The sequence below is a fragment of the Serratia sp. JSRIV002 genome, assembly GCF_019968725.1.
Lineage (GTDB): Bacteria > Pseudomonadota > Gammaproteobacteria > Enterobacterales > Enterobacteriaceae > Chania > Chania fonticola_B.
Genome location: NZ_CP074143.1, coordinates 1431080 through 1453653, shown reverse-complemented (window position 1 = coordinate 1453653; position 22574 = coordinate 1431080). Strand labels below are relative to the sequence as shown.

Sequence of the window (22574 nt, the reverse complement as noted above, 5' to 3'; positions counted from 1 at the left end):
CCTATAACTTTGCATCATGCCTGCCAGGTGCAAACCTGTTAGCCCGTCAAGATAGGGAACGCTTTGGCATTTTTAGCAAGGAACTGATGGGGGCGAAACAGAAAATGTCAGAATACAGCAGAGAATACGGGGAAGTAGTGATTCTACGTCAACCCCGCAGCGAACCACGGGGTTGTCTATCGAAGCTATCAATGCCCGGCGAAGTCGAGCAGGCAGTAGCAATTAATACCCAGATTATTCAGGCGCGTTTCGCCCCCGAGGTCCGGCAGGTTGATGATAAATGCCGCATCTGTCACTTCACCACCCAAACGGCGGATCAGCGTGGCGGTGGCTTCGATCGTGCCACCGGTGGCCAGCAGATCGTCAACGACCAGTACTTTGTCGCCAGCAACGATGGCATCGGTGTGAATTTCCAGCTTGTCGGTGCCGTATTCCAGCTCATAGCTTTCGCTCAGCGTCGCACGCGGCAATTTGCCCGGTTTGCGTACCGGCACAAAGCCAACGCCCAGCGCCAACGCCACTGGTGCGCCGAACAGGAAACCACGCGCTTCAGTACCCACCACCTTGGTGACGCCCGTATCGCGGTAACGTTCGACCAGCAGTTCAATACTGGAAGCATACGCCAGCGGGTTTTCCAACAGGCTGGTCACATCACGGAACAGAATACCCGGCTTCGGGTAGTCGGGAATGGTTTTGATACTGTCTCTAATATACTGAAGCTGTTGCGCAGTCGCGGTCATAGTTATTGCCTGATAAAACTACCTGATAACTTCCACACAGGCCTGCAACCACCACGCTTTGAACAAAAAAACGTCGGGAGGAAACCTGCGCACGAAAACGCCCAAATCTATGCAAAAAGGCGGATAAATGCAACTGACGCCGCACGATCAGCGCTGTTTTTGTTGCGGCAGGTCAATAACTGGCAGCCTGAGCATAAAGGTCAGCAAAATAACCAGGATCGCCAGCAGTACACCTCGCACCCACCAAAGGTTCACCAACCAGAGGGAAGCGGCAAAAGTCAGGACAATAACCAGCACCGCTTTCCACTTGGCTCCTGGCGGTAACGCCTTATGCTGTTGCCAATGCCGCAAATAAGAACCGAACCAGGACCGATACAGCAACCAATGATGAAACCGCGGTGAAGAACGTGCAAAGCACCAGGCAGCCAACAACAGAAATGGGGTCGTTGGCAGCAGTGGCAGCACCACGCCCAACGTTGCCAGCACCACGGCTAACCAACCCAGTATAATCAACAACCAACGAGTCATGCCTGTCCTTACCTATCATGATGGCCCGTTTACTGTAGCATCCTTGGCCATAATGCTGCCAGTTGGCGGCTTTATCCATCCGAAGCTTGTCTGATCTCTCTTTCACGGGCAAGCTTAGGCACTTACTGCCTTATCAAAGGATCTCACGTGACTACGCACCGCTTATTACAGGCGCTTGAACAACAGATCGCCGCCCTGGCCAGCGAAATCCAACCGCGAGGTGATACTCCGATCTCGCAGGCGCGGTTTGACGTTGCCCTGTTCTCCAACCACGGCACGCGGTTACGAGATTATCTGGCCGAGATACAAAAGAACTTTGCCCAGCTACAAACGGCGGTCAAAGACAACCGTACCGCCCACGTCGCCTTTCTGGCAGAAAAGCTGGTGGCACAGCTCACCGCGTTACAGCGCGAAATGGCAACCCAGACGATACGGCGTAAAAATCAGCCGAAGGAAGTGGCGGTGGTCGATTTGTACCATAAGCTCGCCGAACATCAGGATTATGAACGCCGCCTGATCGCCATGATCCAGGACCGCGAAAGTCTGTTAGGGCAACAAACCACCTTCGCCGCGCAGAAGAAACTACAACAGGAACTGGCCGCATTCGAGGGCAGATTAGTGCGTTGTCGGCAAGCGTTGGCGCGCATAGAGCGCAGTATCGAGCGAAAAGAAAACGGTTTTTGAATATTTGTCACAATATTTTAATGATTATTCCCCTCCCCGCGCCAGGTTCACTATACTCAGCCAAAGCACAATCTCGTCTCTCCTGCGTTTAAAACACGGGAAGATCCCTTTACTCACACCAACGTTGGACTTATGTCGCTAGAGAATGCCTCCCCAGAATTACAACTGGCGGTAGACTTGATTTACCTGCTGGAATGCAACGAGATCGATCCGGCAACGGCGCTGGCCGCGCTGGACATTGTCAGAAAAGACTATCAGGAAAAGATGCAGCGTGCAGGCATCACCTCACCATATTTGCCCGCGGGCCAATGATCATGGCCCGCTAGCGTTATCACCAGGTTCCTACACCGCAGGGTGATCACCGATGCCTGGAACCTGCGCCCGCTTGACCTCCTGCACTTCGTTGCCCTGCTGGTTATGCAGGTACACTTCCAACTGGTTGAAGGCGATATTAATGTCGTTCTCACGGCATAGGCGGTCAATCGCCCGGTTCAGTTCATCCACGGTATAGCTGCGATCGCGCAGCTCACGCACGTACAACCGCAGCTCATGATCCAGCGTGCTGGCACCAAAGTTGAGGAAAAAGACCATCGGCTCAGGATCCGTCATCACGCGCGGGTTTTCATGCGCCGCCTGCAACAGCACCGCCTTGACCTTGTCCAGATCGGAGCCATAGGCCACTCCCACTTTAATCAGCACGCGGGTAATGGTGTCTGACAGTGACCAGTTAATCAGCCGCTCGGTGACAAACGCTTTGTTAGGAATGATCACTTCTTTACGGTCAAAGTCCGTAATGGTGGTCGCACGAATACGGATCTTGCTGACCGTCCCGGAGTACGTGCCGATGGTGATGGTATCGCCGATCCGCACCGGGCGTTCAAACAGAATGATCAGGCCGGAAACGAAGTTGGCAAAGATTTCCTGTAAACCGAAGCCCAAACCTACCGACAGCGCCGCCACCAGCCACTGGAGCTTGTCCCAAGAGACGCCCAGCGATCCTAACGCAGTGATGGTCCCTACCGCCGTGATCAGATAGGTCAGAATGGTGGTGATGGCGTAAGACGCCCCCTGCCGCAACTGCAGGCGGGATAACACCAACACTTCCAGCAACCCCGGCAGGTTACGCGTCATGACGTAAGCGACGATCACCGCCAGGACGGCCACCATCATATTACCCAACGTTACCGCCTGCGGTATCACACTGCCCGCCACGTTGCTGGAGTAATGCCATAGGGTAACGCTGTCGAGGTAGGAGATCACCGTGACCAGATCCGACCATATCGCATAAAACGCACTGGCGAAGATCAGAAACAGCACCATGGTGGTCAAACGCAGAGACTGCTGGTTGATTTGATCCAGCGCCAGTGGGGGGTCCTCTACCGGCTCGTTACCTTCGGCCCCCTCTTTCTCTTTGGCCTGGTTTTGGCGGCGCGCAAGGGCACGTCGATAGGCCAACCGACGAGCGGCCACGCTCAGGCCACGGATCGCTGCCAGATAAACGATATTCCACAGGAAGTACAGATAGAGGCTATCGATCCAACGGCCAGCCAAACGTAACGTGGTATAGAAGTAACCGGCAAACATCAGCCCTAGCAGGATCACCGGTGTGGCAGCCAGCGCAGTGACCATCAGCAACCGCACTTTATGGGAGTCTTTTTCACGCCAATGGTCGCGGCAGATAGGGAACACCAACACCGATAATAGCGCCAATGTCAGGATCACCACCACCTGGCCAATAACATCTTCGACCAATCTCAGCGGGGCTTTTTCGCCCAGCACTGACCAGAAGATCAGTGGTAACAGGGCAAGTCCCAACCTGAAGGTCTGGCGGCGATAGTGCGCACAGCGATCGGCCGGGATATTAAAATGCCGCTGCGAAATACCTCCCGGGGCCAGCATGCGGAAAGTGAAGCCAAACACCAACCAGAATAACGCCAGCTGTTGTGACAAGGCCCAGATAAAATCGCTGATGCTGAAATCGGCCCGATAGAACCAGAACCCGGCACCGAGCAACAGTAAAGAGCCCGGTAACACCTTTAATAAGGTGAGCAGAATGGCTTTCGGCGTATGCAGTTGGCTATCGCGCTTTAGCTGGCCGACATCATTGGCCAGCTTTTGCAGATGCCTGTCAATCAGGCGGTAGCGCCAGCGCAGTAGGCCAATCACTACCAGCAACGGGATCAGGAACACCAGGGCATGCAGTCCGCCCAACATCAACTGTCCGGGTTCGAATTTAAAATCCAGCCCGGCCAGCTGTTCTTTCACCGCGCCAGGCAGCCCCTTGAGCCAAGCGAAATCGATAGGCTTGTTGCTGTTAACCCAGAAAATCTGCTGGGTCAGCGTGTCCTGTACCGAGTTATAAACGCTGGTCAGTTGCTGCTGATTAATCTGCAGGTTGATGGCCAACGACAGTTGGTTATTGAGCTGTTTATTCAGTTGATCGAGCAGCTCACGGCGCATATCGACAATTTCATTCAACGCGTCAAGCACGTCGCCGTTGGCCTTTTCCTTACTGTCCGCCACCAGCTTATTGATGAAGTCATCGCCCTTGAACAGCTCATCGCGCTGCTGGTTGATCTCAAACTGCTCCAGCCGTAAATCCGCGATCTGGGTGCTCATGTCCGCCACCAATGTGCCCGGCGGCAGGTTTTGCTGCTGCTGATAAAGAATGCGCGATAACACCAGGCTGCCCTTCAGCACCTGGATCTGCTCTTTCAGGTTTTGTTCCGATTGCAGGCCGCGATCGAGCCAGTTTTTCACCTGAATATTTTGCTGGAACAGGGTATTACTTTCTTGCGTGGCGGTGATCAGCCGCTGGCTGATTTGCCGGTTGATGTTCAGCTCTTTGCTCACCAGTTTGTCGCTCTGGATATCGCTGGTATCCTCCGGATTCTGCGCCTCTTTCGCCGTTTTTTCCGACAGCGTCAGCCGTTTGCTGTTTACCACATCCTGCAACACCTGCACTCGGTGATCCAGGGCATCGATGTTCATGGTGGTGTAATCACGCTGCTTCTGGAGCAGGTCTTGTAACGTTGTGTTGGCATCCAGGCTTCTGCGTTGCAGGTCTATCTCAGCATTGAGCAACACCTGCTCCGTATTGAGCATGACCTGCTGGGTGCTGCGTAATACCTGCTGCCCCGGTGCACGATCGCTTAGCAGGTTACGGATTTCCTGCAGGCGTTGGGAAGCCGTGTACATACTGCTCTGTACGCGCTCTGGCTGGGTCTGCAGTGAGATAAGCTGGCTGTTGTAGGTGGAGAGGCTTTCCTGGGTGTCCTGCAGTTCGTCCAACGTCTGATACAGGCGGCTTTCCAACTGACGCAGGGAAAGCGGTAGCAGTTCGGCTCGCGTCACCGCTTCATCAGCCGGATTTTTCAGCGACTCCAGAGCCCGTGTGACCTGTTGTAACTTGGCCGGGGCCTGCTGAACCTGCTGTTTAAGCTGATTGACCTCTTGCTTGATACGATCGATGCCGTCAAGCAGTTCCAGCGTGCGATTTAAGTCCTGTAGAGAGAGCTTTTCGACCGGCGTCAGGTTTTTCTGTTTGTTCAGCGCCTCTATCTGGCTCTGAATGTCACTGCGCGCAGGGAGGTCGCCGCTTTGTGCCGCGAACGCGCCCAAAGGCAGAACCAGCGCCGCCAACAACAAAAACCATAGCGTAATAATGCGGAATTGGCCCGCAGCGTAAGACAGGGAAACAGTTTGTACTACGGGGAGAATACGCCTGCGACTCATGATTTAGCGTCGGTTTAACCATCAAGCGTCAAGGTTATCACGATCGCAGGTCGGCGATGAATAAGAAAAGCATTGCAGGACATGAATCGCCTGGGACTCAGAAAGTCAGCACTTTCTCTGCCGCCAGCGTCCACTGGGCCAATTCCACCAGCGTGCCAATTTCTACGCCATCGGCCAGCTTCAGTTGGCTGACGCCACGGGCATCGGCACAGGTTTTACAGAGTTTGACCGGTACCTGCTGCGCCGTCAGAATTTCCAGCATCTGCTGCAAATGATAACCTTCACGCGGCTGCTGCCCGGCAATGCCCGCCACGACCGCATCGGACATCAGAAATAGTTTTAACTGCAGCTTGGGCTGCTGTTCTTTCAGGGTGATCGCCAGACGTAGCGCATTGAACAACGATTCCTGGCCATAAGCCGCACAGTTGGCAATCAGTAACAGAGATGACATTGGGATTCTCCTTATCGAGGTCTACCGGGCTGGCGCGTTCACACGTAGGGAAGGGCTAAGCTGCGCCATTTCTAGGAAGCTGTCGACCAAGATACTCGCCTCTGCTTTGAGATCAAAGCTTTCCGGCATAAACAGCCAGTTCTCCATCAGGCCGGTGATGTAAGCACGCAGGATGATTGCGGCCCGGCGGGTATGCAGATCGGCAGGGAGTTGCCCGTGATCCATACTGTTGCGTAAAACGCGCTCGATACGATCATAGCCTTCAAGGTAAAGCACCTTGCGAGCGTCATGTAACGGCATCATTTCGCCAATAAATTCGCATTTATGGAACACGATCTCCATCAATGCCCGGCGCCGACAGTCATCGACCGTAGCGGTCAGAATATAAATCAGAATTTCTCTTAAAATACGCAGTGGATTATCGGGATACTTTGCCTGATACTCTATCTCCAGATCGCCTATTTTCGACTCTGAGAGCTCCCAAACTTCATTAAACAGGTCTACCTTGTTCTTGAAGTGCCAGTAAATTGCACCACGCGTAACCCCGGCAGCGGTTGCGATATCAGTCAAAGAGGTTGCCGAAACGCCACGCTCGGAGAATTCCCTCACTGCGGCGTCGAGGATCTGTTGTCGTGTTTCTTGCGCCTGCTGTTTGGTTTTTCGTGCCATGATGTTGTTTTTTAGGGGCGGTGTGATTTACATACATTCGCGAATGTATGTACCATAGCACGCAGATAAAATTAACGCAGCAATGGGTTTTAAAGCTTGTGATCCATTGATCAATTTGAAATCGGACACTTGAGGTTTTTCTATGAACAAAAACAGAGGGTTAACGCCTCTGGCGGCAGTTCTGATGCTTTCAGGCAGCTTAGTGCTTACAGGATGTAACGATAAAGAAACCCAGCAACAGGCCCAACACCAGGCTCCTGCCGTGGGTGTGGTGACGCTGAAGGCTGAACCTCTCAATATTACTACCGATCTTCCTGGCCGTACCGCAGCATACCGCATCGCCGAAGTTCGCCCTCAGGTTAGTGGCATCATCCTGAAACGCAACTTTACTGAAGGCAGCGACATCAAGGCGGGTGTTTCACTGTATCAAATCGATCCAGCGACCTATCAAGCCGCTTATGACAGTGCCAAAGGCGACCTGGCCAAAGCCCAGGCCGCGGCAGAAATCGCGCGTCTGACGGTCAACCGTTACAAGCCTTTACTGGGTACTAGCTACATCAGTAAGCAAGACTTCGATAATGCCAACTCCACCCTGCTGCAGGCTAACGCTTCCGTGATCGCTGCCAAGGCCGCAGTGGAAACCGCGCGTATCAACCTGGCTTACACCAAAGTGACTTCCCCAATCTCTGGTCGTATCGGCCTTTCATCGGTAACCGAAGGGGCGCTGGTGACTTCCGGTCAGGCCAATGCGCTGGCTACCGTGCAACAACTGGATCCGATGTATGTCGACGTGACCCAGTCAAGCAACGACTATCTGCGCCTGAAACAGGAATTGGCTAACGGCACCCTGAAACAGGAAAACGGCAAGGCCAAAGTGAAACTGCTGCTGGAAAACGGCCAGGCCTATGCGCAAGAAGGAACGCTTGAATTCTCCGACGTGACCGTTGATGAAACCACCGGTTCCATCACTATTCGTGCCATCTTCCCTAACCCGAACGATGCCTTGCTGCCGGGTATGTTCGTGCGCGCCCGTCTGGACGAAGGCGTGCGTACCGATGCCTTGCTGGTTCCGCAACAGGGCGTCACCCGTAACCCGCGTGGCGAAGCTACCGCGATGGTTGTCGGTGCGGACGATAAAGTGGAAGTACGTACGCTGACCGCCGCGCAGGCGATTGGCGACAAGTGGTTGGTGACGGCTGGTTTGAAACCGGGCGATCGCGTCATTGTTTCTGGCCTGCAGAAAATCAGACCTGGCGTTCAGGTGAAAGCGCAAGAAGTTGATAGCAAGCCACAGACTGCGTCTGAACCCGAGAAGAAGTCATAAAAAGGAGCCGGTAATACATGGCTAAGTTCTTTATAGATCGCCCCATATTTGCATGGGTAATCGCCATCATCATTATGTTGGCGGGCATCTTGTCGATCATGAAGCTGCCTATCGCGCAATATCCGACCATTGCGCCACCAGCAGTCACGATCTCCGCCAACTACCCGGGCGCTGACGCCAAAACGGTGCAGGATACCGTAACGCAGGTTATCGAACAGAATATGAACGGTATCGATAACCTGCTGTACATGTCCTCCAACAGTGACTCGTCCGGTAACGTCCAGATTACGTTGACCTTCAACTCTGGTACTGACCCTGATATCGCTCAGGTACAGGTACAGAACAAGCTGCAGCTGGCAATGCCGCTGCTGCCGCAGGAAGTACAGCAACAGGGCGTTAGCGTTGAGAAATCAAGCAGCAGCTTCCTGATGGTAGCGGGCTTTATTTCCGAAGACGGTAGCATGACGCAGGAGGATATCGCGGACTATGTAGGTTCCAACATCAAGGATCCTATCAGCCGTACCTCTGGTGTGGGTGACGTTCAACTGTTCGGTGCCCAGTACGCGATGCGTATCTGGCTTGATCCCAACAAACTGAACAACTACCAACTGACCCCGGGCGATGTTATCGCTGCGATCAAGGTTCAGAACAACCAGGTTGCTGCAGGCCAGCTCGGTGGGACTCCACCGGTGAAAGGCCAACAGCTGAACGCCTCGATCATCGCGCAAACCCGCCTGACCTCACCGGAAGAATTCAGCAAGATCCAGCTGAAAGTCAACCCGGACGGCTCGCAGGTACGCCTGAGTGATGTGGCCAAGGTTGAACTGGGCGGTGAGAGCTACAACGTCATTGCCCGTTATAACGGTAAGCCTGCTGCCGGTATCGGTATCAAGCTGGCAACCGGTGCCAACGCCCTGAACACGGCGTCAGAAGTGAAGGCAGAACTGGCCAAACTGGAACCGTTCTTCCCTGCAAGTCTGAAAGTTGTTTACCCTTATGACACAACCCCATTCGTTAAGATTTCCATTAACGAAGTGGTAAAAACCCTGATTGAAGCGATCATCCTGGTGTTCCTGGTGATGTATCTGTTCCTGCAGAACTTCCGCGCTACGCTGATCCCAACGATCGCCGTACCGGTAGTATTGCTAGGGACGTTCGCCATCCTGGCAATGTTTGGCTTCTCGATAAACACCCTGACGATGTTCGGCATGGTGTTGGCGATAGGCCTGCTGGTGGATGACGCCATCGTGGTGGTAGAAAACGTCGAGCGTGTCATGGCTGAAGAAGGCCTGCCGCCAAAAGAAGCCACCAAGAAATCGATGGAACAGATCCAGGGCGCATTGGTGGGTATCGCCATGGTGCTGTCAGCGGTATTTATCCCGATGGCCTTCTTCGGTGGGTCAACCGGGGCAATCTATCGCCAGTTCTCGATCACCATCGTTTCCGCCATGGTGCTGTCGGTATTGGTGGCGTTGATCCTGACGCCTGCGCTGTGTGCCACCATGCTCAAACCGATCCCGAAAGGCGATCACGGCATCAAGACCGGCTTCTTCGGCTGGTTCAACCGCCTGTTTGAGAAGAGCACCCACCACTATACCGATAGCGTAGCGAACATTTTGCGTAGCACCGGGCGTTATCTGGTGATCTACCTGCTGATCGTGGTTGGTATGGCGGTGCTGTTCATGCGCTTGCCTTCCTCGTTCCTGCCGGACGAAGACCAGGGCATCCTGCTGACCATGGTACAAATGCCAGCGGGTGCCACTCAGGAACGTACCCAGAAAGTCCTGGACGAAGTTAACCGCTACTACCACGAGAAAGAAGGTAACAACATTAACTCGGTGTTCACCGTTAATGGCTTCGGCTTCAGCGGCCAGGGTCAGAACACCGGTTTGGCGTTTGTCAGCCTGAAAGACTGGTCTGAGCGTAAAGGTGAAGAGAACAAGGTACCGGCAATTGCTGCTCGTGCAATGGGAGCTTTCTCGCAGATTAAAGACGGCTTGGTATTTGCCTTTAACCTGCCAGCGATTGTGGAACTGGGGACGGCGACCGGCTTCGACTTCCAGTTGATCGATCAGGCTAACCTGGGTCACGAAAAACTGACCGCAGCACGTAACCAGCTGTTGGGCATGGCGGCAGAACATCCTGATTTGCTGGTCGGCGTACGCCCGAACGGCTTGGAAGATACGCCTCAGTTCAAACTGATCGTCGATCAGGAAAAAGCACAAACGCTGGGTGTTTCCCTGAGCGATATTAATACGACTCTCGGCACCGCACTGGGCGGCTCGTATGTGAACGACTTTATCGACCGCGGTCGTGTGAAGAAAGTGTACGTGCAGGCTGATGCTCCGTTCCGTATGCTGCCTGATGATATCAATAACTGGTATGTGCGAGGTAGCACCGGGCAGATGGTTCCGTTCTCCGCCTTCTCCACGGCGAAATGGGAGTTCGGTTCACCGCGTCTGGAACGCTACAACGGTCTGCCATCAATGGAAATCCTTGGCCAGGCTGCCCCGGGTAAGAGTACCGGTGAAGCGATGGACATGATGGAACAACTGGCGGCGAAACTGCCAAACGGCGTCGGCTATGACTGGACCGGTATGTCCTATCAGGAACGTCTGTCCGGTAACCAGGCTCCGTCACTGTACGCCATCTCACTGATCGTGGTGTTCCTGTGTCTGGCCGCTCTGTATGAGAGCTGGTCGATTCCGTTCTCCGTTATGTTGGTTGTGCCACTGGGCGTCATCGGTGCTCTGTTGGCCGCGACCATGCGCGGGCTGGAAAATGACGTTTACTTCCAGGTAGGCTTGTTGACAACCATTGGGTTGTCGGCGAAGAACGCGATATTGATCGTGGAATTCGCCAAGGACCTGATGGATAAAGAAGGTAAAGGGCTGATCGAATCAACGTTGGAAGCGGTACGTATGCGTCTGCGTCCAATCCTGATGACGTCACTGGCCTTTATCCTCGGGGTTATGCCGCTGGTTATCAGCAGCGGCGCAGGCTCCGGCGCTCAGAACGCGGTAGGTACCGGCGTAATGGGCGGGATGGTGACAGCTACCGTCTTGGCAATCTTCTTCGTACCGGTGTTCTTCGTGGTGGTTCGCCGCCGCTTCAGTAAAAAGACTGAAGATATGGAACACGCCCATCCGGTTAAGCATCACTGATGCTTTCCTACTGACAACCAAGGCCGCGCAAGCGGCCTTTTTTATGCCTGCTAGTTAGCCAATAGACCCAACGCTGATCCACGCAATTTTGAGGTTGATCCCGATCCCAGAGAGGTGCATAATAATTGTTATAGTATAACATAACAATTGAGGTCATCATGAAGGCAAGCATCCATCCAGACTACCGCACCGTGGTATTTCACGATCTTAGCGCCGATACCTACTTCAAGGTGGGGTCGACCATCAAAACCGATCGCACTATCGAGCTTGAAGGTAAAAGCTGGCCCTACGTCACCATAGATGTCTCTTCCGCTTCGCATCCGTACTACACCGGCAAGCAGAAAGAGTTCTCAAAAGAAGGCAGCACCGCGCGCTTCCAGCAGCGGTTTGGCCATTTGGTTAACAGCAGAAAATAATCGGGGTTGATGATGCAAGTATTGAGTTCACTGCGTTCGGCGAAGGGTCGCCATCCGGATTGCAAAGTTGTGCGCCGTCATGGCCGCGTCTTTGTGATTTGTAAGTCCAACCCGCGTTATAAAGCGGTACAGGGACGTAAGAAGAAGCGTTAAGCCAAAGTGTCACTGGTAACCAAAGCCCCGTTGCTGCTCAACGGGGCTTTTTTATTGCCAAATGCCACTGCAAAGGAAAAACCCACCGCATGCGGTGGGAGGAAAATTTACTTCATGCTGCCAACAATGGCCTCGACGTTGTGTTTGAATGCCTGCACATAGCTGGCTGCCGGGCCTTGCGGTTTGGATAGTGCTTCAGGATACAACTCACCTCCCGCTTTCGCCCCCGTTGCCGCCGCGATCTGCTGTACCAAGCGCGGATCCGTTTGGTTCTCAATAAAATAGGCTTGGACTTTTTCCTGCCTGATCTGCTTGATCAACCCGGCGACATCGCTGGCGCTGGCTTCAGCCTCGGTAGAAAAACCGACCGGGGCAAGGAAAGTGACGCCGTATTCTTGGCCAAAATAGCCGAAAGCATCATGGCTGGTCAGCACCTTGCGCTTTTGCTGTGGCACCGCTGCGAACTGTGCTTTGGCCCAACCATCGAGCTGCTGAAGCTGTTGAATATATTCACCACCACGTTGGCGGAAATAGGCGGCATCTTCAGGATCCGCAGCGATCAGCGCATGCATCACGTTGGTCGCATACTGCACGCCATTGTTCATGCTGTTCCAGGCGTGTGGATCGGTGACCTGTTTGCCCTCTTCTTCCATGCTGCGCGACTCGATCCCTTTGGATGCGGTGATCACCGGCCCCTGATAACCGGAAGCCTTCACCAACCGATCGATCCAACCTTCAAGCCCCAATCCGCTGACAAACACCACATCGGCCTGCGCCAGCTGCTTGCTGTCTTGCGGCGATGGCTCAAAACTGTGCGGATCGCCATCAGGGCCAACCAGCGTGCTGACCTTTACATGTTCACCCCCCACCTGTTTGACGATATCGCCAAGAATAGAAAAGCTGGCCACGGCCTCAACGGTTTTTGCCTGCGCTAACGGGCTGGCGAGCAGAGCAGCTGCCACCAGCGTTATGGGTAAAGATTTCATGTTTTCTCCTTGCAGATAGCACTTCTCAATGACGCGCACGGCGCAACATCCCGCCACGCGTCCCAAACAAAATCGACATTAAAAACATCACGCTGGCACTGAGGACAATCGCCGGGCCTGCGGGCAATGAAGCGTAGTAGGACCACTCCAGACCAACCAGGCTAGCGAGCAGCCCAATCCCCATAGCCACGGCTAATGTCTGCGGTAAATCTCGCGCCCAAAACCGGGCGCAGGTCGCCGGTAGCATCATCAGACCTACCGACATCAGGGTGCCAAGGATTTGAAAACCGGCCACCAGGTTGATCACCACCAAAGCGAGAAAAAGCCCGTGGATCCACGCCAGCGAGCCTGGTGCACTGACGCGTAAAAAAGTGCTGTCAAAGGATTCAATCACCAGAGCCCGATACAGCACTGCCAGCATCATCAACGAAATACTGGCGATAATGCCTACCATAACCAACGCCTGCGCATCCACCGCCAGGATCGAGCCAAACAGTACGTGCAGCAGATCAACGCTCGAGCCGCGTAAAGAGACCAACGTGACGCCCAACGCCAGCGACCCCAGATAGAAACCCGCAAAGCTGGCGTCCTCTTTTAACGGGGTTTTGCGGCTCACCAGCCCGGACAGCATGGCTACGGCCAACCCGGCAATAAATCCCCCTACGCCCATGGCTACCAGTGACATGCCAGAAATCAGATAGCCGATTGCTGCACCGGGTAATACCGCATGGGAAAGCGCATCACCCACCAGGCTCATCCGGCGCAGCAATAAAAACACGCCTAGTGGTGCAGCGCTCAGCGATATTGCCAGACAGGCAACCAATGCCCGGCGCATAAAACCGAAAGAGATAAAAGGATCGAGCAACAGATGGAGTAGCGTCATTACGCTACCCCCCTCTGATTAGCCGCCGTCGAATAATGCGCTAACACGCGCTCGGCGTTATCCCAATGGCAGAGTTCAGGGGTGAGCAACAACGCTTCGGGGAAATGGTTGGCTACGGTAGACATATCGTGCAATACGGCAATCACCGTCCTTCCCTGCCGGTGTAACTGCGCAATGACCTGCAGCAACAGTTGAGTGGTTGCCGCATCGATGCCGGTGAAGGGCTCATCCAGTAAAATCAGTGGCGCTTGCTGGACCAGTAAACGGGCAAATAGTACGCGTTGCAGCTGCCCACCGGATAACTCCCCCACCGCCTCACGCGCCATGGAACTCATGCCCACGGTGTCTAACGCGCCAGCAATAAGCTGCATGGAGCGTTTATTCACACCGCCAAACAGGCCGCTTTGCGGCCAGCAGCCCATAGCGACCAAATCCTGAACCAGAATAGGAAATTGACGATCCAGCTCCGCCAGTTGTGGCAAATAGGCCATCGCCGGAGCCTTCCCGCCCGCAAAATATAGCTTGCCGCCCAGCAGCGGGTGCAACCCGGCCAACGACTTCATCAACGTAGATTTGCCGGCGCCGTTAACGCCAATCACCGCCGTTAATGAACCGGCGGCAAAACGACCGCATAACGGCGGAAACAGAGGAACGTGGTCATAACCCACGATGGCATTTTGTAGCGTTATCATGGCAGCGCAACCGCCCACGTAATGGCTAGCCATAGTAAGGTCAGCAATACGCTAACGGCTCCGCAGCGCAAGACTGCGGCTGAGGTAAACAGGGTAACGGGAAGGAAAGGCAGCATGGTTATCGCCAAAAATATTACGTAAATGTAATGATATAACATCACATAAATTGAAGATCCTCAAGTCGTTCAAGTGCCAATAATGCAACGGAACGTAACATTTCCAGGTTATCGAGCCGATGCTGCTGAGTGAGCGGCAGAACTATCGAGCGGTAAAAATCTCAAAGCTGGGTAAAAAAGCGTTAATCAGTGAAAAGTTTGCCCATCAAGGCTGGAAAAGGAGTAAGATAGAGGCATAGAATGTGATACAACCAGATATCCAAATGCTAGTAACGCTAAGCCGTTGTTCCGAAGTAGACACACTTTCTGTGAAACAATTAAGGAAAGTGGTCGATAATCAATTATCTGACTTGGTACCGGCGCTCACCAGTGGGCTAAGCTTTTACTCCGAGAATGCACGCTATGTGGAAGGCTCATTAGAAATTATTGAGATTAACTGCATCGGTAATAGCGAGTATTCAATGAGTTACCGCTATCAGTGGTCGATTTTTAACGCATGCCTGGATATCAGTGGTGACGAATACATAAATGATTCTGTCACTTTTACCGTGACGGAAAAGGGTTTGGTGTTTGAGGTTATCGACAACTCACGGCCATCAACCGCTGACGAATTGTAAGTTTCGGTAATAGTAACAGGCTAAATGGCAAAAAATGATTTATATTTAATATGCTGAAAGTTTATTAAGCCTGAGCTAAGCTTCACAACATATGATGTAAATCAATGTACTCACAGAGTGTTATCAACACCGAAATTAAGACTGACGGGGGATGATATGGATGAGTATTCGCCTAAAAGGCACGATATTGCTCAACTCAAATTTTTGTGTGAAAATTTGTACGACGAAGGCATCGCTACCCTGGGTGACAGCCATCACGGCTGGGTAAACGATCCAACGTCCGCCGTCAATCTGCAGCTTAATGAGCTGATCGAACATATTGCTTCGTTTGTAATGAGTTTTAAAATTAAATACATGGACGAAGGTGATTTATCGGAACTGGTCGAAGAGTACCTCGACGATACCTACACGCTGTTTAGCAGCTACGGTATTAATGACTCCGATTTGCGTCGCTGGCAAAAAACCAAGGCACGCACATTCAGATTGTTCTCAGGAGAGGGCGTCTGTACCACAATGAAAACTTAGGGGATAATTATCCTCAAATAAATTTATGGTTAATAAGACTAAAGGTTATCATGACAAAAATTGACTATCTGATGCGTTTGCGTAAATGCACCACGATTGAAACCCTTGAGCGCGTGATCGAGAAAAATAAGTACGAACTTTCTGACGATGAGCTAGAGCTGTTCTACTCTGCCGCCGATCATCGCCTGGCCGAACTGACCATGAACAAGCTATACGATAAAATTCCGGTCGCCGTTTGGAAATTTGTAAGATAATCAAAGTAGCCTTGCGTTGAGCCGATAATATTATCGGCTTCAATGGTCGCTCAGATTAAGCATTATCTTAAAAACTCAAGTTTACTTGCCCCTGAGTTGAAAATCGTGCAGTAGCAACTGGAAACAGTTTTCAATTAAAGGTGAGTGATTTTGTTTTGCGCTGCGCATAAGTGCCACAGTGCGGTTAAGTAATGGCTGTTGTAATTGAATAACGGTTAATTCTTCATCGTTTAAATGCGTCGTATAAAGCTGCGGCAAAATAGCCACCGCTAATTGTGACCGCACCAAACCATACAGCGTTTCCAGAAAATCGACCTGATAACGCGCCGTTAAGTTCAGACGATGGCTTTCCGCCAGTGCCGATACCAATCGACTGCTATTCCCTTTCGAAAATACCGCAATATCTCTGTTTGCCAATTGCCGCCAGGGCAGATGATATGGATCCGCCAAGGGATCGTCCCGGCGCATCACCGCCACAAACGGATCTTCCTGCAACGGATAAATCTCAAGCCGATCTGGCACCGAGCTGTCCAAAGCCCCTATGCCGAAATCTATCTGCCCATTTTCCAACTGTAGCAGCAGGGAATCATTGGTTTGATCGTGGAATTCTACGCGTAACCGCGGGAAATGTTGCGCCAGCAATCGCGGTACCGCAGGAAACAGCAGGTTGCTCACCGAAGGCACCAGACCGATACGTAACGTGCCATCCCCTCCGGCCAACATGACGCGCTGCATATCATCAAAGGTAGCGTGAGCCACATTCAGCAGCCGTTGCGCATGCGGCAGGATCGCCGTGCCTAGTTCCGTCAGGGTCACTGCAGAGGCCGTTCGATTGACTAACTTCCCGCCAAGCACGGTTTCGACTTGCCGCAGCGCACTGCTTAACGCGGGCTGGCTGATCGCCAGACGGCTGGCGGTATCAGTGAAATGTCGTAGCTGCGCCAGGGTTACAAAGTACTGAATTTGCTTGAGGGAAAGCGCGGGTAACCGTCGCCATGGCTCGGACATAGGCCTAACCTGCCAGGAAAAGAGGTAAACGTTTGCCACAGCATAAACGTTTCTTATCACACAATAAATTAAATCATCTGTGCAAAGCTTACGCCCCCGCCTACAGTAACTCCCTTACTCTTATTCCGGGGATTATCATGACCACCTTTTCTGTCAGTAACGGTGAACGCCAACGTGCCGTACAGGCTGCGCTGGGGAATACGCCGTTTGATCTCTTGCTGAGCAATGCCAACCTGATCGACATGGTCACCGGGGAAATCCGCCTGGTTGATATTGGCATTGTCGGCCCGCTAATCGCCAGCGTTCATCCTTGTGGTTCCTTGCCAACGGCACATCGGACGCAAGACCTGGCGGGAGCCTACCTTAGCCCTGGTCTGATTGATACCCATGTGCACGTTGAGAGCTCGCACCTACTGCCAGAACGCTATGCCGAGATCGTCGTCGCACAGGGCACCACCACCATCTTCTGGGACCCGCATGAATTGGCGAACGTGCTTGGCGTTGCGGGAGTGCGCTACGCGGTGGATGCCAGCCGCAACCTGCCTCTGCGGGTGATCTGCGCGGCGCCCTCCAGCGTGCCTTCGACACCTGGGCTGGAAATGTCAGGTGCCGACTTTGGCGGCAACGAGATGGATACCATGTTAGCCTGGCCCGAAGTGGGCGGCGTGGCGGAAGTGATGGATATGCACGGCGTGCTGCACGGCAGCGAACGAATGCAGGAGATCCTCAACGCCGGGCTTAACAGCGGCAAATTGATTGAAGGCCACGCGCGCGGTTTGAGCGGTCCGCAGTTGCAAGCCTATCTGGCCGCAGGCGTAACCTCCGATCATGAACTGACCTCTGCTGCCGATGCTCTGGAGAAACTACGCTCTGGGCTGACGCTGGAGATCCGAGGTTCTCATCCTTATCTGTTGCCTGAAATTGTTGCGGCATTAAAATCGCTGCCGCATTTCTCCTCTCAAATCACTCTCTGCACTGATGATGTACCACCCGATATGCTGCTGGAGAAAGGCGGCGTTATCGCCCTGCTCAATCTGCTGATTGAACACGGATTACCGGCTACCGATGCACTACGGATGGCTACGCTCAATGCCGCCATTCGCTTGCAGCGAAACGATCTTGGCCTGATTGCCGCAGGAAGGATCGCCGATCTGGTCGTCTTTGACTCCCTGGAATACCTCCAGGCCAGCCGGGTTTACGTTGCTGGTCAGTGTCTGGCAGAGCAGGGCAAAATGCTGGCTCCAGTACAAGCTACTCCAGGCGTATCCGCACCACGTGACACGCTCCATCTGCCACCATTGACCGCAGATGATTTCATCATGCGGGTTGCGTCCATTCGTCACGGACAGGCTACGTTGCGCCATATCAAAGGGGCGCGTTTCACCCAGTGGAATGAAACCACGGTAGAAGTCCGCGACGGCAAGGTACAGCTCCCGCCGGGATTCAGTCTGATTTGGGTACAGCATCGCCACGCCCGACACCCAGCCAAGCCTCAGTTGGCATTGCTGGAAGGTTGGGGCGAACTACGGGGGGCGATTGCCACCAGCTACTCTCATGATTCGCATAACCTGGTGGTGCTTGGCCGCGATCCTAATGACATGGCGCTGGCCGCTAACGCGCTGATCGCTACTGGCGGCGGCATGGCTCTCAGCCAGAACGGTGAAATATTGGCGCAGGTGGCCATGCCGATCGCCGGTATGCTTTCCGATCTTCCCGCCGCACAGCTGGCGCAGCAGTTTAAAAACCTGCGCGATCTGAGTGCCAAGGTTGCAGACTGGGAACCACCCTACCGGGTGTTCAAAGCGATTGAGGGCACCTGCCTGGCATGCAATGCCGGACCGCACCTGACGGATTTGGGCCTGACCGACGGCACAACACGCCAGATCGTTGATCCGCTGGTTGCCTGCTGGGAAACCCCGGCATAAACATCATATAGGTAAGGCATCGGCGGCTTGTCGGTGCTTTTATTGGGGGGGAGAAAGCTAGAAATTGGTGGAGGCCCTGCCAGCTACATCCCGGCACACACGTCACTCGCTACGGCTGCTTCCTTCCGGATCTGACCGAGTTCACCAGTTAGTGTTGCGGGAGAACCAACAGGGCCCCCATTGACGGCTTCTTGAATTGCGAAGCGGTGGGCATTATCGGTGATGGCCAGGCAAATAGCAAGCCAACCGGGAGCAACCGCTGTTTTCTTACCCATCTCCCCCTATCGCGCACTCGTTTGGATTGGTTACCAAGCAGCAATGTTGCTAAATTGTCAGGAGCGAAATATTCGCCGCCCAACTCATCACGCAGGAAGAGAGCCATGCAACCAGAAGACGCAACCTTCAGCCAGCGCGTATTTCATATCCTGGCCGCCATTCCTCCTGGCAAGGTCACCACCTACGGCGAAGTTGCACGGCTGGCAGGCTCACCCCGGGCGGCACGCCAGGTTGGCGGCGTATTACGGCGTTTACCAGAGGGCAGCACCCTACCCTGGCACCGGGTCATTAACCGCCACGGGCAGATCTCACAGCAGGGTGAAGATTTTCAGCGCCAACGGCAGGCGTTACTGGCAGAGGGAATTATTTTCGGCCCGCAGAGCACGGTTGATTTTGAACTGTATGGCTGGCACGGGTAAAAACACAGCCTTTGGCCAGGGGCGCAAAGGCTGAAAGATGCAGGCATTACTGCTTACGGAGCTGGGGTCGGAGTGACCTGAACCGGAACGTTTTGTACCGGTACCAGCAGCAGATCGGCCTGGGTCCCATTGCGGTTAATCACTTCCTGGATCGTGTCGGTGATAAACATCAACTGGCCATTCACCGTAATCGCCGCGCTCAGGATGATACGCGCATTAGGCTGAATGTCCGCAGGGTTATACGGTAGCGTAAAGCGGAACGGACTCTGCATACCCTCGGTACGTATCGCCTGCTGCGAAATCACTCGTGAAGGGGCATCAGCAAGTGATGCATCGGACAGGGTCACGGTCAGTACCGCATCCGGTGGCAGCGCGATACGCTGACGAATATTAACTGAGCCCTTGACCACCGGGCCTTGGATCTGCGTTTGCGAGGCCGCAGCGTTAGCCGTCTGCGTTGGCACATCCGCATTCTTGTGGGCACAGCCTGCCAGTGTGATCGTCAATGCAGCTGCTCCCCCTACCATTTGCCAGAGTTTCATGGGTCGGCCTCCTTTATTATTAGTTACATGTTAGTGGCTTAAACCACCACACTGATTAAACCTAGCACAAAATACTAACAACTGCCTATCGGACTAGACCTAAATAGCCCGAAGGGCTCATGACGCATGCCTCTGGCTGCAACAGCTTCCTTCGCCGAAATAACGCAATATATTGACGTCCTGCCATCATATTCAGCACACTGCGCAACATGATAACTAAAAGGATCGCCACTTTATGAGCCAGGCACTGCACAACCTCCTCGAACTGCTGGATTTGGAAAAAATTGAAGAAGGTTTATTTCGTGGCCAAAGCGAAGATCTGGGGTTACGCCAGGTCTTTGGCGGTCAGGTGGTCGGCCAGGCGCTGTATGCTGCCAAGCAAACCGTTCCTGCGGAGCGTATCGTTCACTCCTTCCACAGCTATTTCCTGCGCCCTGGGGATAGCAGCAAACCGATTGTTTATGACGTAGAAACCCTGCGCGACGGCAATAGTTTCAGCGCGCGGCGCGTTAGCGCCATTCAAAATGGCAAACCCATTTTCTATATGACGGCCTCTTTCCAAAGCCCCGAGCAGGGTTTTGAGCACCAAAACACCATGCCGGATGTTCCACCGCCGGAAGGATTGATGTCGGAGTCAGAAATTGCACAAAAGCTGTCGCATATGCTGCCGGAAAAGGTGCGCGACAAATTCATTGGCCCGAAGCCGATCGAAATGCGCCCGGTGAAATTCCACAACCCGTTGAAGGGCAGCGTGGAAGAGCCTTATCGCCATGTCTGGTTCCGCGCCAATGGCACCATGCCGGACGACCTGCGGATCCATCAGTATCTGCTTGGCTACGCCTCTGACTTCCACTTCCTGCTGACGGCGCTACAGCCGCATGGTGTCGGTTTCCTCGAGCCGGGAATGCAGGTGGCGACCATTGACCATTCAATGTGGTTCCACCGTCCGTTCCGCATGGACGATTGGCTGTTGTATGCGGTAGAGAGCACCTCAGCCTCAGGTGCCCGTGGCTTTGTGCGCGGCCAGTTCTACACCCGCGACGGTGTGCTGGTAGCCACGACAGTGCAAGAAGGCGTGATCCGCAAGCGCGATATTTAAATGAAAAAGGGGCGATGTTTCCATCGCCCCCTCAGGGTTTAATTCAACGTATTTTACTGGTTGTAAGCATTCTCGCCGTGGCTGTTCACATCCAGGCCTTCGCGTTCCTGCTCTTCCGGTACGCGCAGCCCCACCACGGCCCCGGCGACCTTAAAGGCGATAAACGCGGCCACGCTTGACCACACCAGCGTCACAACAACGCTCATCAACTGGACCCATACCTGATGCCCCATGGTAACGCCATCGGCATAGCCCGTTCCGCCCAGTGATGAGGCGGTAAAGACACCGGTCAACAGACAGCCAACGATACCGCAAACCCCGTGCACACCAAACACATCGCAGGTATCGTCTACTTTCAGCCATTTCTTCAGCGTAACCACGCCCCACAGACCAGCAATACCACCTACCAGGCCGATAATCAGCGCACCGCCTACACCCACGGTACCTGCCGCTGGCGTAATCGCAACCAGACCAGCGATACAGCCCGAGCAGGCTCCCAGCAGAGAAGGTTTGCCCCGTACGACCCACTCGGCAAAGGTCCAGGAGAGGATTGCACCGGCAGTGGCTATTACCGTATTGAGGAACGCCAGCGCTGCAATACCGTTGGCCGCACTGGCTGAACCGGCGTTGAAGCCAAACCAGCCGATATACAGGATCGAGGCTCCGGTAAATACCATCGGCAGGTTGTGTGGCTTGAAGGCCTCTTTACCATAGCCGGCACGTTTACCCAACAGATAGGCCCCCACCAGACCAGCGCTCGCGGCGTTGATATGCACCACGGTACCGCCCGCAAAATCCAACGCGCCGTCGGTTGCCAGGAAACCACCGCCCCAAACCATGTGCGCGATTGGCAGGTAGGAAATCGTGAACCAGATAGCGGCAAAAATAACCACCGCAGAGAAGCGGATGCGTTCGGCAAAGCCGCCCACCACCAACGCCACGGTGATACAGGCAAAGGAGCACTGAAACGCCACGTGGATCATCTGGCTAAAGGTGCCAGTCAGGCTATCTATCCCGATCCCTTTGAGCATCACCGTCTGGAAACCACCGAAGAACGCGTTACCTTCGCTGAACGCTAAGCTGTAGCCGTAAATGACCCACAGCACACACACCAGGGCAAAGGTGACGGTCACCTGAGTCAACATTGAGAGGACGTTCTTCGAGCGCAGCAGGCCGCCGTAAAACAGCGCCACTCCCGGTAAAGTCATAAACAGCACCAGCGCGGTGCAAATCATCATAAAGGCGTTGTCCGCCTTGTCTGCCACCGCCGGAGCGGCCAGAGCCAAAGAAGGAACCAGGGTTACCAAACTCAGGCCCAACGTGGATAACAGTCTTTTCATTATCAATCCATCCCCATTCAGTTGACTG

The 22574-nt window shown here is 53.8% G+C and carries 23 protein-coding genes and 1 other RNA gene; 12 read left to right on the top strand and 12 right to left on the bottom strand.

Annotation, left to right across the window (positions count from 1 at the left end; all coding sequences use genetic code 11):
- Positions 1-188: 188 nt before the first annotated feature.
- Together apt and KGP26_RS06605 are read right to left on the bottom strand one after the other, a co-directional pair.
- Complete coding sequence (gene apt, locus KGP26_RS06610) at positions 189-740, bottom strand: adenine phosphoribosyltransferase (protein WP_021180126.1); 552 nt, start codon at positions 738-740, stop codon at positions 189-191.
- A 147-nt stretch (positions 741-887) separates the two neighbouring features.
- A complete protein-coding gene (locus KGP26_RS06605; protein WP_059200032.1) occupies positions 888-1268 on the bottom strand; it encodes a DUF454 family protein in 381 nt (126 codons plus the stop codon).
- A gap of 147 nt (positions 1269-1415) precedes the next feature.
- Between KGP26_RS06605 and priC the strand changes: the two genes are divergently transcribed.
- On the top strand, positions 1416-1952 hold the full coding sequence (gene priC, locus KGP26_RS06600) for a primosomal replication protein PriC (protein ID WP_024484404.1): 537 nt from the start codon (positions 1416-1418) through the stop codon (positions 1950-1952).
- Positions 1953-2084: 132 nt separating this feature from the next.
- Entirely contained in the window at positions 2085-2264 is a 180-nt protein-coding gene (rsmS, locus tag KGP26_RS06595) for a pleiotropic regulatory protein RsmS (protein ID WP_021180129.1), read from the top strand.
- A gap of 30 nt (positions 2265-2294) precedes the next feature.
- Here the strand turns inward: rsmS and mscK are convergent, their stop codons facing one another.
- The 3 genes from mscK to acrR all read right to left on the bottom strand — a co-directional run bounded on the left by mscK (position 2295) and on the right by acrR (position 6807).
- The gene (gene mscK / locus KGP26_RS06590) at positions 2295-5687 is read right to left on the bottom strand and encodes a mechanosensitive channel MscK (RefSeq protein ID WP_223665175.1); all 3393 of its coding nucleotides are present in this window, start codon (positions 5685-5687) and stop codon (positions 2295-2297) included.
- A gap of 97 nt (positions 5688-5784) precedes the next feature.
- Positions 5785-6138, bottom strand: coding sequence for a DsrE/DsrF/TusD sulfur relay family protein (locus KGP26_RS06585; RefSeq protein WP_223665174.1), 354 nt, complete (start codon positions 6136-6138; stop codon positions 5785-5787).
- 21 nt (positions 6139-6159) lie between these two features.
- Positions 6160-6807, bottom strand: a complete 648-nt coding sequence (acrR, locus tag KGP26_RS06580) for a multidrug efflux transporter transcriptional repressor AcrR (protein WP_021180132.1) — start codon at positions 6805-6807, stop codon at positions 6160-6162.
- A 142-nt stretch (positions 6808-6949) separates the two neighbouring features.
- Between acrR and sdeX the strand changes: the two genes are divergently transcribed.
- The 4 genes from sdeX (at position 6950) to ykgO (ending at position 11864) form a co-directional block, all read left to right on the top strand.
- A complete protein-coding gene (sdeX, locus tag KGP26_RS06575) occupies positions 6950-8131 on the top strand; it encodes a multidrug efflux RND transporter periplasmic adaptor subunit SdeX (RefSeq protein ID WP_021180133.1) in 1182 nt (393 codons plus the stop codon).
- A gap of 17 nt (positions 8132-8148) precedes the next feature.
- Positions 8149-11295: a multidrug efflux RND transporter permease subunit AcrB gene (gene acrB, locus KGP26_RS06570; RefSeq protein WP_094981187.1), complete on the top strand. Its 3147-nt coding sequence runs from the start codon at positions 8149-8151 to the stop codon at positions 11293-11295.
- Between the two features lie 158 nt (positions 11296-11453).
- A complete protein-coding gene (locus KGP26_RS06565; RefSeq protein WP_223665173.1) occupies positions 11454-11711 on the top strand; it encodes a type B 50S ribosomal protein L31 in 258 nt (85 codons plus the stop codon).
- Positions 11712-11723: 12 nt separating this feature from the next.
- Positions 11724-11864: a type B 50S ribosomal protein L36 gene (gene ykgO, locus KGP26_RS06560; RefSeq protein WP_021805462.1), complete on the top strand. Its 141-nt coding sequence runs from the start codon at positions 11724-11726 to the stop codon at positions 11862-11864.
- Between the two features lie 107 nt (positions 11865-11971).
- Here the strand turns inward: ykgO and KGP26_RS06555 are convergent, their stop codons facing one another.
- From KGP26_RS06555 to KGP26_RS06545, 3 genes are read right to left on the bottom strand one after another with little or no spacing between them, the layout of a single operon-like run.
- Positions 11972-12850, bottom strand: coding sequence for a metal ABC transporter solute-binding protein, Zn/Mn family (locus KGP26_RS06555; protein ID WP_059200029.1), 879 nt, complete (start codon positions 12848-12850; stop codon positions 11972-11974).
- 25 nt (positions 12851-12875) lie between these two features.
- Complete coding sequence (locus tag KGP26_RS06550) at positions 12876-13733, bottom strand: metal ABC transporter permease (RefSeq protein WP_094981189.1); 858 nt, start codon at positions 13731-13733, stop codon at positions 12876-12878.
- Positions 13733-14425: a metal ABC transporter ATP-binding protein gene (locus tag KGP26_RS06545; RefSeq protein ID WP_223665172.1), complete on the bottom strand. Its 693-nt coding sequence runs from the start codon at positions 14423-14425 to the stop codon at positions 13733-13735. The genes KGP26_RS06550 and KGP26_RS06545 overlap by 1 nt, the downstream gene beginning before the upstream one ends.
- Positions 14426-14804: 379 nt before the next feature.
- On the opposite strand from KGP26_RS06545, the gene KGP26_RS06540 reads away from it, so the two are divergent.
- From KGP26_RS06540 to KGP26_RS06530, 3 genes are all read left to right on the top strand, one after another.
- Positions 14805-15158: a hypothetical protein gene (locus KGP26_RS06540; protein ID WP_094981218.1), complete on the top strand. Its 354-nt coding sequence runs from the start codon at positions 14805-14807 to the stop codon at positions 15156-15158.
- A 156-nt stretch (positions 15159-15314) separates the two neighbouring features.
- Positions 15315-15683 carry an Hha toxicity modulator TomB gene (tomB, locus tag KGP26_RS06535; protein WP_021180141.1) on the top strand — a complete coding sequence of 123 codons (369 nt, stop codon included), beginning with the start codon at positions 15315-15317 and terminating at the stop codon, positions 15681-15683.
- A gap of 50 nt (positions 15684-15733) precedes the next feature.
- Positions 15734-15937 (top strand): HHA domain-containing protein, encoded by a 204-nt coding sequence (locus KGP26_RS06530; RefSeq protein WP_021180142.1) that lies wholly within the window; start codon positions 15734-15736, stop codon positions 15935-15937.
- 81 nt (positions 15938-16018) lie between these two features.
- Here the strand turns inward: KGP26_RS06530 and KGP26_RS06525 are convergent, their stop codons facing one another.
- A complete protein-coding gene (locus tag KGP26_RS06525; RefSeq protein WP_059200026.1) occupies positions 16019-16945 on the bottom strand; it encodes a LysR family transcriptional regulator in 927 nt (308 codons plus the stop codon).
- A gap of 137 nt (positions 16946-17082) precedes the next feature.
- Between KGP26_RS06525 and KGP26_RS06520 the strand changes: the two genes are divergently transcribed.
- Positions 17083-18870 (top strand): adenine deaminase, encoded by a 1788-nt coding sequence (locus KGP26_RS06520; RefSeq protein ID WP_094981190.1) that lies wholly within the window; start codon positions 17083-17085, stop codon positions 18868-18870.
- Between the two features lie 74 nt (positions 18871-18944).
- Here KGP26_RS06520 and ffs read toward each other — a convergent pair.
- An RNA gene (gene ffs / locus KGP26_RS06515) (signal recognition particle sRNA small type) lies at positions 18945-19041 on the bottom strand.
- A gap of 209 nt (positions 19042-19250) precedes the next feature.
- On the opposite strand from ffs, the gene KGP26_RS06510 reads away from it, so the two are divergent.
- Positions 19251-19565, top strand: coding sequence for an MGMT family protein (locus KGP26_RS06510; protein ID WP_021180150.1), 315 nt, complete (start codon positions 19251-19253; stop codon positions 19563-19565).
- A gap of 53 nt (positions 19566-19618) precedes the next feature.
- On the opposite strand, the gene KGP26_RS06505 is transcribed toward KGP26_RS06510, so the two are convergent.
- Positions 19619-20107: a YbaY family lipoprotein gene (locus KGP26_RS06505; RefSeq protein ID WP_021180151.1), complete on the bottom strand. Its 489-nt coding sequence runs from the start codon at positions 20105-20107 to the stop codon at positions 19619-19621.
- Between the two features lie 235 nt (positions 20108-20342).
- On the opposite strand from KGP26_RS06505, the gene tesB reads away from it, so the two are divergent.
- Positions 20343-21206, top strand: coding sequence for an acyl-CoA thioesterase II (gene tesB / locus KGP26_RS06500; protein ID WP_021805471.1), 864 nt, complete (start codon positions 20343-20345; stop codon positions 21204-21206).
- Positions 21207-21259: 53 nt separating this feature from the next.
- Here tesB and amtB read toward each other — a convergent pair whose 3' ends face one another.
- A complete protein-coding gene (gene amtB / locus KGP26_RS06495; RefSeq protein ID WP_021180153.1) occupies positions 21260-22546 on the bottom strand; it encodes an ammonium transporter AmtB in 1287 nt (428 codons plus the stop codon).
- Positions 22547-22574: the final 28 nt, after the last annotated feature.